The 13,797-nt window shown below is 54.9% G+C and carries 12 protein-coding genes; 1 reads left to right on the top strand and 11 read right to left on the bottom strand.

What is annotated here, in order from left to right:
* Positions 1-11: 11 nt before the first annotated feature.
* The 11 genes from VHE34_RS27945 to VHE34_RS27895 all read right to left on the bottom strand — a co-directional run bounded on the left by VHE34_RS27945 (position 12) and on the right by VHE34_RS27895 (position 12,835).
* Positions 12-761, bottom strand: a complete 750-nt coding sequence (locus VHE34_RS27945; RefSeq protein WP_325594227.1) for a glycosyltransferase family 2 protein — start codon at positions 759-761, stop codon at positions 12-14.
* 116 nt (positions 762-877) lie between these two features.
* A complete protein-coding gene (locus VHE34_RS27940) occupies positions 878-1,516 on the bottom strand; it encodes a phosphatase PAP2 family protein (RefSeq protein WP_325594225.1) in 639 nt (212 codons plus the stop codon).
* A 25-nt stretch (positions 1,517-1,541) separates the two neighbouring features.
* The gene (locus tag VHE34_RS27935; RefSeq protein ID WP_325594223.1) at positions 1,542-2,672 is read right to left on the bottom strand and encodes a TIGR03364 family FAD-dependent oxidoreductase; all 1,131 of its coding nucleotides are present in this window, start codon (positions 2,670-2,672) and stop codon (positions 1,542-1,544) included.
* Positions 2,673-2,683: 11 nt separating this feature from the next.
* Entirely contained in the window at positions 2,684-4,006 is a 1,323-nt protein-coding gene (locus VHE34_RS27930; protein WP_325594221.1) for a DUF5690 family protein, read from the bottom strand.
* A gap of 9 nt (positions 4,007-4,015) precedes the next feature.
* The gene (locus VHE34_RS27925; RefSeq protein ID WP_325594219.1) at positions 4,016-4,708 is read right to left on the bottom strand and encodes an HAD family hydrolase; all 693 of its coding nucleotides are present in this window, start codon (positions 4,706-4,708) and stop codon (positions 4,016-4,018) included.
* A gap of 11 nt (positions 4,709-4,719) precedes the next feature.
* Positions 4,720-5,295, bottom strand: a complete 576-nt coding sequence (locus VHE34_RS27920; protein ID WP_325594217.1) for a phosphonate degradation HD-domain oxygenase — start codon at positions 5,293-5,295, stop codon at positions 4,720-4,722.
* A 104-nt stretch (positions 5,296-5,399) separates the two neighbouring features.
* Positions 5,400-6,239, bottom strand: a complete 840-nt coding sequence (locus tag VHE34_RS27915; RefSeq protein ID WP_325594215.1) for a glycerophosphodiester phosphodiesterase family protein — start codon at positions 6,237-6,239, stop codon at positions 5,400-5,402.
* 13 nt (positions 6,240-6,252) lie between these two features.
* Positions 6,253-7,902 (bottom strand): SusD/RagB family nutrient-binding outer membrane lipoprotein, encoded by a 1,650-nt coding sequence (locus tag VHE34_RS27910; RefSeq protein ID WP_325594213.1) that lies wholly within the window; start codon positions 7,900-7,902, stop codon positions 6,253-6,255.
* A gap of 18 nt (positions 7,903-7,920) precedes the next feature.
* On the bottom strand, positions 7,921-11,229 hold the full coding sequence (locus tag VHE34_RS27905) for a SusC/RagA family TonB-linked outer membrane protein (RefSeq protein WP_325594211.1): 3,309 nt from the start codon (positions 11,227-11,229) through the stop codon (positions 7,921-7,923).
* Positions 11,230-11,440: 211 nt separating this feature from the next.
* The gene (locus VHE34_RS27900; protein ID WP_325594209.1) at positions 11,441-12,010 is read right to left on the bottom strand and encodes an XRE family transcriptional regulator; all 570 of its coding nucleotides are present in this window, start codon (positions 12,008-12,010) and stop codon (positions 11,441-11,443) included.
* 36 nt (positions 12,011-12,046) lie between these two features.
* Positions 12,047-12,835 (bottom strand): alkaline phosphatase, encoded by a 789-nt coding sequence (locus tag VHE34_RS27895; RefSeq protein ID WP_325594207.1) that lies wholly within the window; start codon positions 12,833-12,835, stop codon positions 12,047-12,049.
* Between the two features lie 119 nt (positions 12,836-12,954).
* Here VHE34_RS27895 and VHE34_RS27890 point away from each other — a divergent pair, with 119 nt between their 5' ends.
* The gene (locus VHE34_RS27890; RefSeq protein ID WP_325594205.1) at positions 12,955-13,794 is read left to right on the top strand and encodes a UDP-2,3-diacylglucosamine diphosphatase; all 840 of its coding nucleotides are present in this window, start codon (positions 12,955-12,957) and stop codon (positions 13,792-13,794) included.
* Positions 13,795-13,797 lie beyond the last annotated feature (3 nt).

Genomic DNA, 13,797 nt, shown 5'->3' with positions numbered 1-13,797 from the left:
TCGAAGATGATTTAATTCCGTGGTTTGTACATTTCTTTTTTCATCAATCCCCACTTACAAAAGCGGTGTACGAGGGATACGCGTAATACGCCGAGTCCATAGGTCACGCTGCGGCTGAAGTTGATACTCGATGCCTCCTCGAAGTATTTGGTCGGGCAGGTGATCTCGGCGATCTCGTACCCGAGATAGATGATCTGGGAAAGCATCTCGTTGTCGAAGACGAAGTCTTCCGAATCGATCTCGTAGTTGACGCGCTGGAGGATCTCGCGGGAGAAGGCGCGGTAGCCGGTATGATATTCGGCCAGCTTCTGGCGCAGCATGACATTCTCGAAGAAGGTCAGGCCGCGGTTGAAGATATATTTGTACAGGGGCATGCCGCCGCGAAGCGCGCCCTTGCCGAGGGTACGGGCGCCCAGGACGACCTGGTAGACGTCGTTGGCAATGAGCCAGGCCATCGAGGGGATGAGCTTGGGGGTATATTGGTAGTCGGGGTGGAGCATGATCACGATATCGGCGCCCAGCTCCAGGGCTTTGTTGTAGCAGGTCTTCTGGTTGCCACCATAGCCGCGGTTCTTATCGTGTTTGATGATGTGGCGGATACCCAGCTCATTACCTACGGCCACGGTACGGTCGCTGCTGTTGTCGTCCACGAGCACTACTTCGTCCACGATGTCAAAGGGGATTTCCGCATAGGTTTTCCGGAGGGTTAGTTCCGCGTTGTAGGCGGGGAGGACAATCACCAGTTTTTTGCCTAGGATCATGAATTTGCACGATTAATTTGCTCCTGCCACCGGGTGGGCGGGGCTACCGTTTGAAAAATTAGGGGCAAACCTACGTTTTTTTGAGCTAATTCCGGCCGGAAGGGCGCTTAAATGACTCAGCCCCTGGCAAAAACGGGCAGGGATTGGAGTTTTTCAAGGAAGATCCAGTGGACGAGCACCGCGACGATCATCCCGATACAGGACCCCATGAGGACGTCGTTGAGAAAATGCTGGCCGAGATAGATGCGGGAGTAGCCGACCAGCACCCCTGCGAACAGGTAGGCGACTTTGACCCGCTGGTTCGGCGTAAAGAAGGCCAGCATGGTGACAAGGGCAAATATCGAGGTCGTATGACCCGAAGGAAAGCTGGCGAAGCCGAGATGGGTCACATTCTTTATAAAATAGGCATAGGCTCCCGGAGGGAAGAATTGCATGGGCCGGGGCATCGAGAAGGTGTTCTTGAATATCTGCGCCAACAGCGCCGAAAGCAGGAAGGCGGCTGTGACCTGGGTGGCTGCCGACCAGCGGCGCTTCACCAGGAACAGCAGGATGACGATGACGGAGAAGAGACCGTCGCCCATAAAAGTCACCCACATAAAAACCGTGTCGAGGGGGGTCCGGTGATAGGGATTGAGGTCGAGAAAGGAATCCGCCTTTCCCAGAAGGAAGAGGAGGGCCAGCCCGATGATAAAAAACAATGCCCAGCTTCCGAAAAAGAGGCGATTGCCGGTGATGATCGCCTTGAGCGTCTTCATCCGGCGAAATTACATATTTCTGGCTTTACAATCCTGCTACGAGCTCTTCGGCCAGTCCAAAGGACAGGGTCATCCCTGCCCCGCCGACGCCATTGATGACATAGACATAGGGTTCGGGAGAGAAGAAGAGGTCGGCTTCGCCGTCGGTGAGTTTTGCGTAGACGCCGTTCCAGGTCTCGGCGACGGACCAGTCCCGGAAGCAGGCGAACCGGCGGAGGTAGTCGAGGATCATCCGGTTGATGAAATCCTTGTCGAAGGGATCATGGGTGAGGCCATATTCATGGCTGTCGCCGATGGTCAGTTCGCCGCGGCCGTTTTGCGAGACCATGACATGGATGCCCCATTGGAGGTAGTCGCCCATTTCGGCGGCATAGCGGCTGCGGAGGGCGGCGAGGGAAGGCGCGGCTTTGAAGCTGTTGTAGTGAATGAGGGACAGGCCGCCGCAGAGGGCCGGGCCGATGCGCCATTCGTCGGGTTGGGCCACGAGGCGCATCATCTGCAGCTTGCATTTGGTGACCGGCTGTTCGGCGAACTGTTCGGGATAGAGGGTCTCGAAGTCCGCGCCGTTGCAGATGAAGACGAGGTCGGCCTCATACTCTTCGTCGTTGCCGATATAGACGATCTGATCGGAAATGTAGGAGACGCATTTGCCCCAGAAGAATTCCACTTTATATTGTTCCGTGAGCCAGCCGGGGAGGCTGGCGATGGCTTCACGGGGATCGACGATCAGCTCGTCCGAACTATGAAGGCCGCCGAGCAGGCCCTCCGTTTTGACCGCGCCGGAGGATGCCGCGATGGCGGTCTTATCCAGCAGACGTACCGGGCGTCCCTCTTTGTGGAATATTTCGTATAGTTCCTGCAGCACCCGCCATTCGTCGGGATGATAGGCGAGGTGGAGGCTGCCGGCGGGTTCATGCCAGAAGCCGGCGCGTGGAGCGGTCTCCTTCCAGATGTCACGGCTGCGGAGGGCCCGGTCGTACATTTTGCCGGCGGGCTGGCCGATGGGCCAGACCATCCCGAAATTGCGGATCGACGCGCCCACGGCCCGATCCGTGCGTTCGAAGACCTTTACCGAAAATCCCTGAACGGCCAGTGCTCTTGCCGTAGCCAGTCCGACAATGCCGGCGCCAATAACGATAGCTGATCGCGATGCCATAACGTCCAATATTAGTTGTTGATCCTGTAAATTTTTGCGAAAAGGACAGCGCCCCATACCACCACGAGAATTCCGGCAAACGCCGAGATATAGAACATTCCTGTGAAGAAATCGACCCAGTTGTACCGGACATGGACGAATTCCTTTACCAGCAGCACGACTACCGTGCCGAGGTAGCCGAAGGCGTCGGCGATATAGATCAGGAACCCGACGTTTCCCGGGACACGGTAGGCGGCCAGCATCCGTTCGAAGTAAAAGCAGTTATAGGGGACATAGCCCAGGTAGAGACCGGCCGAGGCGGTGACGATCCAGATGACGGGCGAGATAAGATGGAGATGAAAGGCAGCCGTGGAACCCGCCGCGAGCAGGAAACCGCCGATGATGACGACGTTGTTGAGCTGGAAGGCGCGATAGTTGTTGCGGATCAGGAAGAATCCGCCGATGACGGCCAGCACGATCAGCGACACGATGGTGCTGGTGCCTGCAAAAACGTCGGCATTGTTTTTAAAGCCGGTCTCCGTCCAAAGCTCGTTGGCAAAGTCTTCGGTAAAATCCCTCAGGATGGTCAGCATGACATAGGCGCTGACCACGGGGATGAGTGCCGCGCCGAATTTTCGCAGGAAATCGCGGCGTTGGTCCTTTCCCATGGGTAAGCGGACGGTGCGTTGGGCGATGTCCTCCGGCGTGGGAGGCGGCGTCTGGTTCAGCAGCCAGGTGCTGAGCAGGGCAGGGCCGATAAAAACGGCGCCTGCGATAAAGGGCATCCAGAATTCGCTGATCCCGTGGAGAAGCAAACTCTTGCCGACGGTTTTGGCGAGTCCCGAGGCAAAGACAAAGCTTGTCGCCAGCACGGCGCCCATCAGCTCGGTCACGCGCCGGCCTTCGACATAGCTGAACACGAGGCCCCAGACCATCCCCAGCGGGAGGCCATTAACGAACATGAAGATGAAGTTGTAGGGGACCGGGACGAGGGCAAACAAAAGCAGGGAGAGCCAACCGGTAGCGATGAGTCCAACGATGAAGCCGGCCCGCCGTTCGGGCCGCATGCCGGCGATGAACCGGATGCCGTAGAATTTGCTCAGGCAATAACCCAGCACCTGTGCGATCACCAGGACTACTTTATAAGAGATACCCAGGAATCTGACCCCCTCGTAGGATCCCGCCGTAAAGGGCTTCCGGAAACCATACATGGAGGCGTATACGGTGAAGGAAGTGAGCGAGACGAAGAGGACGAAGACCCAGGCGGGGCTGCGTTGCAGCCGGGCTTTGAGGGTCAGCCGGCCAGGAAGTACTGCCGCGGAGATCGGTGTGGGTGTGGCCGGTGAGGATGACATAAAGCGGGTTTAAGCCTTTTCGATGATGGGAAGCAGTTCCTGCAGGTCATCGATGATATGGTCGGGATGATAGGGTTCCAGCTGTTCGCGGGTGTAGGCCCCGGTTGTGACGCTGACCACTTTCCCACAGGCGGCGTTACGGCCTTCTTCGACATCCACCTCGGTGTCGCCGACCTTGAGGACGCCGGCCGGGGAGGCGATGTCCAGGTCGCTGATGAGGGATTCGATCATATCCGAGTGAGGCCGGCCATGGGGCACTTCGTCGCTGCAGATGACCTTGTCGATAAGGGGATTGCGATCGTCCCAGCGCAGGCGGTGGAGAATGGTGTCGGTGATGCTGCGGGTAAACCCGGTATTGAGAGCTATCTTGATCCCCTGTTCCTTGAGCGCCGAGAATACCTGTTCTGCATGGGGAAACGGCGCGAGCTCCTCGTCGTCGCGGTAGAAGGCGATCATCTTGTCGATGAACCGGGTGTGGATGCGATCGATGAGCTGTTCATCGTCCTTGCGTGCGGGGGCAAACTTTTCGAGCAGCAGGGCGATGGCATCCATCTTCCGGAAACCCATGACCTTTTTTACCTGCGCAACGGGGATCTCGAACCCGAAGTCGCGAAAGGCGGCGATAAAGGCTTCTGCGACGCTGCCGTTGTCCTTTACGGTAGTGCCGGCAATGTCAAAAACAACCAGTTGGATCGAGCTCATATAAAAAATGTTTACAAACTGTTGGAAAGGTGGCGAAAGATCATCTGACGGTAATGGTCAAGGTCGGGTAATGGTTTCTGTTGGATCTTGGCCTGTTCGTCCCATTTCCGCATCTGGATAATGAGACTGAAGAGGGGATATTGCTCGAATGCCTCGGCCTCTTCGATCGTCATCGGGCCGCCCTGGTATTCAAGGGTCTTCTTGCTTGCTTCCGACAGCTGGTCGTAGTAGGCAGGGTCTTTTACCGTGAGGTATCTTTTTGCTTCGACGTGGGATTCGACGAGACGGGCAATCTTTTTGGAGAAACCTTTCTCCCGGAGGAACTCGGCGCCCAGGGATTCGTGGTCTTTAATCCCGAATCCGTCCATCTCATTATCGCCTTTGGCGGCTTCGCTGATGTGACCAATATCATGCAGGAAGGCGGCGAGGATCACTTCTTCGTCATAGCCCTGTTCTTCGGCCAGCTGAGCTGCCTGGACCATGTGTTCCAGCTGGGATACTTTTTCTCCCGCATATTCGGCCCCGCCGTATCCAGCATAAAGGTCCATTATCTCGTTTGTGATCTTTTCGGCTTGCGCAGTGGTCATAAGGATGAAATTATATTAATATCCTACAAAGTATCGAAATTGAGGGTAGTCTCCATCGACCGCTCATTAAATTATTTTTAAAAGATTGCCAAAAATAGACGCTTTCAGCGTCTTAGATTTTTTTCTTTTAACCATGTGATCAACTGGCCGGGACGATCGGTCTGCAAGGCCCGGATGCCTTTTTGTATGGCTTTTCCCCATTTTTCCGGTCCTTCCCCTGCGCCCTGGATATCGGGGAGTACGGTATAACCCATTTTCGTTGCGAGGCTGACCATTTCCGGTGTGTATTGCTCATAACCGCCGTCCAGGATCTCGGGATGGTATTTGTCGAGAAAATCCTTCAGCGCAGCGGTATCGCGGATCGATCCCGGGAGACTAACCATCAGGGGCATCGCCGGCGCCACTTCGCGCCAGCGTGTGAATTGTTGCGGGGCGTTGATGTAGACCACCACCTGCTTCTCCATGCCCTCCCTCACGATCGCCTGCCAGGCCGTGGCCGGATCGGCATTCTTAAAGTCCAGGTAGATATAGATCCTGTTCCTGCAGAGCTGAAGCACCTCGCGGAAGGTCGGGATGGCGGATTCACCCCATTCGGGATGCATTCTATCTTTTACTTTCAGCAATCGCAGGGAATCCAGGCGCATATCCTTCACCAGCCCTTTGCCGTTGGTCATCCGGTCGACCGAGGCGTCGTGCAGGATAACGAGCTGGCTGTCGGCGGTGGTGCGGAGGTCGATCTCGACGTAGTCGGCGCCGGCGGCGATAGCGTTGGTATAGGCCTGCAGCGTATTCTCGGGCGCCTGGGTATGGTCGCCCCGGTGCGCGACCACGATGAAAGGGTGTTTTCTGGCCGGAAGCGGAGCCAGCTGCTGGGCGGATGCGCTGTCTATTTGAAAGATACAGGCTGCTATTGCTAGCAGCCTGTAGAACGAACCAGTTAACATATAAACGATCTTTTTATTTCAAAAGCCACATCTTTTGGTTCAGGTCGTCGGCCGTAAAACCCTGGTTGGTGAGCGCGGTCTGCCAGTTAGCAGCATTGACGGACTGTTCCGATACCGGGTAGGCCCAGCGGACGGGAATGACGCCATTGTTACCGACTCCGCTGCCGCCGAGGAAGGTGGGGGTACCGGTCCTTCGCCAGTTGTAGTAGCTCTCATAACCCGAGTTCTCAAACGAAGCGATATACTTCTGGAGGACGATCTGGTTGACGGCCGTCGCGGCTGTAGTCGACAGCGTCACCGTCGGCTGCGCGTAGTAGGCGTTAAAGTCGAAGTTGAAGGTATAGGGCGCCACCTGGTTGATCGAGCTCTTACCGGGAGGCAGGAAATAGGCGGTGAAACTCGTCTTGGTCACGTCGAGGCCATAGAAGGCAAAGGATTCGGTGATCCCCTTCTTGTACCATGTCTCGGCGGCCGCTGTACCTCCCGGAGCCCAGCCGCGGACGATGCCTTCGGCGATATTGAAACAAAGCTCCTTGTAGCCGACGAGCACGTCGGGTTCTCCGGTGAAGTTGGAGTAGTAGCGTTTGCGGCCGATGAAAGAATAGAGGTTGTTATTGGCATTGTTGTACATCGTTGCGACGGATTCACCGGTGCTGGCGCCGGCGAAGTATTTGTACTGTGCGGGGTTGAGGGTATCGTTTCCGACGAGGGCCCAGGCGGGGTCGCAGGTGATGAACACGCGGGCATCGTTCAGCCCCGTACAGGCGTCGACATAGGTCTTGGCCATATTGAAGCGGCCCGCAATGGAACCGAAGTTGCTGGGATTAAAGGGATAGGTGCTAAAAGTGTTGTTACCGCCCGGGTTGTAGCGGAAGGCCAGATCATCGTCCTGGCTGCCGAATAGCGGATACTTACCGGGGTTGCCGAGGATGGTCGCAAACTGCGCCGGTACATTCAGCAGGGCATCGCCGGCTTTATTGCTGAGCGCTACCAGCACGCGAATTTTGAAAGAGTTGACCAGCTTCTGCCATTTGGTGAGATCGCCTGCATAATAGATGTCCTGGGTCGTGGACAGGGTGTTGTCCAGCGATGAGATAAGACTGGCAAAGTCCGAATTGGCGCTGTCGAGTTCATCCAGCACATATTTAAACACCGTCTCCTGGGATGAGTACTTCGGCGTGAAGATCTTGGGCGACTGCAACGCCTCCGTCAGGGGAATATCGCCGAACATTGATGTCATGTTGTAGAAGTAATAGGCGCGGACAAAACGACCGATCGCTTCATAAGGATTGACCTTGTTCCCGCCGCGCGAGACCGCTTCGTTTTCCATCTGTACGACATCCGTCAGGATGAGGTAGGGATCGAAGTTGCCATTCGTCCAGGAATAAATATTGTTGTCATAGTAATCATAGTTCGAGCAGTGATACTGGTTCCACCGATGGGCGCCGTCCCAGGAATTGATCCCTTCGCCGGAGCCGGTTCCGCTAAGTGCACCCGGTGTCGTCGTGCCGGACATGGCCGTAAGGACCGTTCCCAACACGAGATTGGGAGGAACCGCCGCCGGCTTATTGGGGTTGGTTTGTCTTTCCGAGATCTGCTTGTTACAGGAAACGATCCCCAAACCGCCCACAAGAATAAGAATTAAAGTCTTTACCTGTTTCATATAGTTTCTTTATGGGATTTAAAAAGAGAAATTTACGTTGAACCCAAAGCTGCGGGTAGTCGGTGTTTGCAGGCCCGATCCGGAATCCTGGGTGTACTGGTCGACGTCGAGATCTTTGTATTTGTTCGGGAAGAAATACAACAGGTTGCGGCCTACCAGGGATACGCTGGCATTGCTGATGATCGCCTTCTTGCCAAACACCCGTTGCGGAACCTTGTAAGTGAAGGCCACTTCGCGGAGCTTGGCGCTGGTCTTTTTAACGATGTCCAGGTCGGGGATAGAAGCCTCCCGGGTTACGAATGGCTGAACCTGGCTCTTTACCGTATTGGTGGTCGACGTCAGGTCCTTCGTATTGGTGATCTTTCCATTGATGGGATCGAGTTGAATGCCGTTAGGGCCCGTGAGGATCACACCATGCGCCGTGTAGGCGGCGATATTGGCTTCGTCCGAAGGTCGGGCAGCGCCGAGTTCGCCCGTGGCGCTTTCTATATGGCGGCCACCCTGAAGGGTTTTCTTCCGGACATAGTCTTCCAGCACGCCACCTACGAGACCATCGAACTGGAAACGCAGGGCAAATTCTTTATAGCTGATCGTATTAACCAGGCCCCATTGCCAGTCGGGGTTCGAATGGCCATATATCTTTTTTGCAGATGTACCCAGGTCCGAATACCGGAGATAAACTCCCGAACCCGGATCGATGACCATCTTGCCATCCGGAGTACGGACGAAGGCATCGCCATAGACCAGGTCGGTCCGGGCGCCATTCTTTTCATAGTTGTCGGGGTTCGAAACAAAATTAACCCACTTCTTGGTATAAGTGGAGAAGTTGGCGACTACATTCCAGCTAATGCCCCCGGGATTCGAAACCGGTGTGCCGCTGACGGTGGCTTCCCATCCGTCATTGGTGTATGTGTCCCCGTTGGTCAGGTAGCTGGAAAATCCGGAAGCCTGCGAAGTCAACTGGTTGACGATCCCTTTATTCTTATAATGATAGTGAGTAACATCCAACCCGATGCGATTGCGCAGGAAGCGGATGTCCAGGCCCTCTTCGGTGGCTTTTCGGTCGGCCGTCTGGATGTTCGGATCTACCTTTTGAGTGGAGTAGCTGGCGCTGCTTTGGTTCGAATACGTGGGTCCGAGCGTGTAAGGCGTAGCAAACTGGTAGCTGGGGCCGTTGTACGGAGAGGTCCAGGTGTAGCCATATCCGGCGGCTGGGGTGGAACTTACGTCAGGCGAGAAGAAAGCATAGGTACCGCCGCTTTTCGTAGCTGCGTAGGAAGCTCTCAGCTTCAGGAATGAGATGGCCTCCGGGAGATGCACATAGTCCGAGATCGCCGTAGCCAGGTTGAACGAGGGATAGTAGTAACTGTTCGTGTTACTGGGCAGGGCAGAGGATTTATCCACGCGGCCGGTGATACCCGCCGTCACGTACGATTTGTATCCAAAGTCAACCGAGTAGTAAGCACTCAACACCAGCATACTGGAATGGAAAGAAGAACCTGTAAGCGCCCCCTGGGAGTTCGAGAAAGAGTAGATGCCGGGAACATTCAGATAGTTGGTCGACGTAAAGTCGGAGTTGAAGCTGAAATTCCTGGCTGTAACCCCGCCGACGGCCGAGACGTCGAGGAAGCCGGCGATCTCGTTGCGATGATACCGGACCTGGGCGTCTTCGATGGATTCCCACATCTGTCTTCTGTCTTCGCGATAGTCACCCTGGCGCAGTTCACGGCCGTACACGTCGGCGGAATAGGGCAGCTTTTCGGAGTTGAACATGTCATAGCTGGAGATGCTGGGACGCAGCTGGAACTCAAGGCTGGGCGTCGGTTTGTAATTGAGCGACAGGTAGCCGTATTCATTGTTCTGATAGTGACCGCGAAGCCACTCGTAGGACATGAACCAGGGGTTGTTGTACCGGTAGTATTCCTCGTAGTTCTGTTGAACACCTACCTTGCCGGGCTGCCAGTAGTTGCGGATATTGGGGCTATTGACACTCCAGTCAGCCCCGCCCCAGAGGATCATGTTATAGATGATGCTGTTCGGTCCATAATTGACATCGGGTACATTGGGCGTAGATTGACGGCTGTAATTGAAATAAGCGGTCAGGCTTAGTTTCTGATTGAAGCGATGGCTGATGTTGGCCGTGAAGTTGGCATTGTTCAACTGAGTATTCGGTACGATCCCCTTCTGGTAAATATCGCCGACCGAAAGCCGCATATCCGTCTTTTCCGAAGACTGGCTTACCGAGATGCTGTTGGAAGACAGCAGGCCGGTTTGGATGAACTTCTTGAGATTGTCCTTACCGCGGGCGACCCAGGGGGTGGGTTGGACGTTGCCCAGGAATTTCGTCCCATCGGCAAAGGTGGTGGTATACTGCGTGGTCGGTGTATAGGCTCCATCGTATTGCGGGATGAGCTGGCCGCGGAATTGGGGGCCCCACACGTCATAGTCATAGTCATTCAAGCCGGAGCCTACGGCGCCGCTGCCAAAATACGAGGAGGGACTGGAGCCTCCGCCGGCGAAAGCGTATTTACCGTTGTCGCCGGGTCCGTACTCGTCATTGTATTTGGGCAGAGCGATGAAGCCATTGTTCATCTGGACGCTGGAGTTGACCGTCACGATCGCCTTTCCTTTGGCCTTGGCGCCCCGCTTCGTAGAAATGATGATAGCGCCATTGCGGCCCTGGAAGCCATATAACGCGGCGGCATTCGGCCCCTTCAGGATCGTAAATGTCTCAATATCATCCGGGTTTATATTATATGTGTCGGAGTTGACCGGAACCCCATCGATAACGAAGATAGGACGGTCGTTGGGATCGTTCTCGCCGCGGATGATCACATCGGGCGAGTGACCGATCTCGGAGTTGATGTTGACCTCGAGGCCGGCCGCGTTGCCGCGCAGGGAATTGATGGGGTCCGGTTCGCGGGCGGTCGTCAGGTTGGCTGCGTCGATGGTTTGGATGGCGTAGCCGAGACGTTTGGCTTCCTTCCTGATACCGGTTGCAGTCACCACCACCTGGTTCAGCTCTTTGGCATTGGCGGCGATGAGGACCGTAAGTTCGCCCGCGCCGACGGTCTGTTCGGTGCGTTCGACACCTACGCCGGAAATGACGAGGACATCGCCTTCTTTCGCTTTCAGTGCGAAGGCGCCGTCAACCCCGGTGGAGGTGCCGATCCTGGTTCCTTTGATGACTACTGAAACACCGGGCACCGGTGTTTGATCGTTCTTTGAGAGAACGTGGCCGGTGACGGCCTTCTGTGCGAGAGAGAAAAGCGGTAAAAAGAGTACCGCCAGCAAGAAACCCAAGCCATGGGTAATTTTCCTACTCATAATACAGTATGTTTTTAGTGAAAATGATGCGTGCGAAACTTTGGCGAAGGTATCCGGCCTATATGACGGAAGTGTTAGGCGCGCTTTAAGTAAATGTTAACAGTTTACAAATACTAAACCAATGTTAAGTATTTGTAAATAATGGGAAAGACCCGTTTGGTTGATCCTTTTCGTGGACTAATGGGACTGCTGATTGTTTACCGGGAGCCTTTTAAAAGAGATAGAACACGAGGATGAGGGCCTCGGTATTGCCGATGTTCTTCAGCCGGTGTTTTGCGCGGCCGTCGAAGAAAAGGGTATCGCCTTCATGGAGTTCGAAGACTTCGTTGTCCACCTGGTACTCGACATCGCCTTTGAGCAGGTATTTGCATTCGTAGGCGTCGGTGCGGATGAACTGTTTGCGGCCGGCGTTCTTTTTCAGTTCGAGCAGCACGACGTCGGTGGCCTGCGAGCCGATGCTGCGGGTGAGGATGCGTTTGTAGGAGAAGCCTTTTACGGGCTCCTTTGTGAAGCCCTTCTCCTGGCCCTTACGGACGATGAGGACATGATTGCCATTGATGCTATCGTGCATGTCCTCGAAGAAACTGCGGAGATCGTCCTCGAGCGAGTGGATAATATTGAACAATACGGGGAGGGAAGGTACGGTACGGTTGTTCTCGATCTGCGAGATCAGACCTTTGCTGACGCCGGCTTTGGTGGCCAGCTGTTCGAGTGTGATATTCTTTTGAGTTCTTTTTGTTTTGATCTTGTCGCCGATGAGGAGAAGGAGTTCTTCGTGCATGGTACTGCGCGTGGTTTGACGGGAAGGTACGACAAATTAGTGCGAGTTCAGGTAGGCGGCGAGATCAGCGATGCGGTCGGTGTTGAGGTAATCCACCTTGAGCTGCATCAGCTGGCGCCAGGCCGCGGGGAAGTCCGGGGCGTCCCAGAGGCGGACGGGGAGGTGGAGTGCATGGCTGTGGTCGATGGCGTGGCGGAGACTGTCGAGGCCGCCGGCGGGGATGCCGGTGTGGGAGTCCCAGCGGATGTAATGTTGGAGATCGTCACTCATCATGGCGATGCGGGAGAGTTCCCCAGGCGTGTATTGCCGGTGAAGGATGCCGTCAAAGGATATGAAGGAAGGATAGGAGTTGTATCGGGAAGGATCGGGGCGGTTGCCACTGATGACCCATGTCAGCGAACGGCAGTGTTCGAGGGTCGGATATTTGTCGAGCAGGGCGATCATTGCGGCGAGGGTGGCCACGGAATCGGCTTTGACGTCGATAAGGATCTGCAGGCGCCTCGCTGTGTCTGCATAGGGGTAGCCGTGGTTCTTCCTGATGCAGGCCAGCAGCGGTCTTACATAATAGTCTTCCAGCGTCCGGCCGGATCTGATCTCCGTGGTGTCGTGCCCGATGATCACCTTTCCGCCGACGAGCCAGATATCCGCTTCTATGGAGCCGAACCGTTGCTGCCAGGCAGCCCAGAAGGGTGCGGCCTGTTCATAATCATTATGGGAGTGGGTGTTGGCTACGGTATAATGCAGGGGCTGTGCGTTGGAGAAGATAGGCCTTACGGTTAGGAACAGGACTGCGGCTGCAAGGAGGATGAAGGGCCGATTTTTCATGGGCGCAAAGGTAATTTATTGGTGAATGGTAACGCTGGATTAACACAAGGCTTACAATTTGTTAACGCTGGCTTAAAATAGCAATAATATCTTATTTGGAACTTTGGGAAACCACAATAATGGAAAAACGTCCCGTAGATGTAGTTGTTCTTTCCGATGTTCATCTCGGAACATACGGATGCCGGGCAAAGGAGCTTGTCAACTACTTAAGAAGCGTCACACCTAACATTCTGATCCTCAATGGAGATATTATTGATGGATGGCAGTTTACCAAGCGCTATTTCCCCGTTTCGCACATGATGGTGATCAAGGAGATCATCCAGTTGATCACCAACGGGACCAGGGTGTTCTACATTACCGGCAATCACGACGAGATGATGCGCCGATATACGGATATCCAGATGGGCAATTTCACGTTGACCGACAAGCTGGTGCTGGAGATAGACAACAAGATGACCTGGATCTTTCACGGCGACGTTTTCGACAATACTACCAAAGGAGGCGCCAAAGTCCTCGCGAAGCTGGGCAGCAGCGGGTACAATCTGCTGATCCGTTTCAACCGGTTCATCAATTTCATCTTAAAGGCGATGGGCCGGGAGCGGGTTTCGATTTCGAAGCGGGTCATGGCGGAAGTGAACAAGGCCGTCAGCAAGATCAACGATTTCGAGCTGATCGCCGCCGAACTGGCGATCGAGAAGAAATACGACTATGTCATCTGCGGGCATATCCATCAGCCCCAGAAGAAGGTGGTGGAGACCAAGGATGGAAAGGTGACCTATCTGAACTCCGGGGACTGGGTCGAGCATTGTACGGCGCTGGAATATCATCAGAACGAATGGACCATCTTCGAGTACAATGAGAAAGATTTCCCCGTGACGCAAACGATCGAGATGAAGCCGTCCGTCAGCGTGCTGACCGACGAGATCAATTTTTATATCAATTCCCTGGCAGTTATATAAGCA

Source organism: Puia sp., assembly GCF_035546395.1.
Classification (GTDB): domain Bacteria; phylum Bacteroidota; class Bacteroidia; order Chitinophagales; family Chitinophagaceae; genus Puia.
Note: the sequence above shows the minus strand (reverse complement) of the source record. Positions and strands in the feature narration are given on the sequence as shown.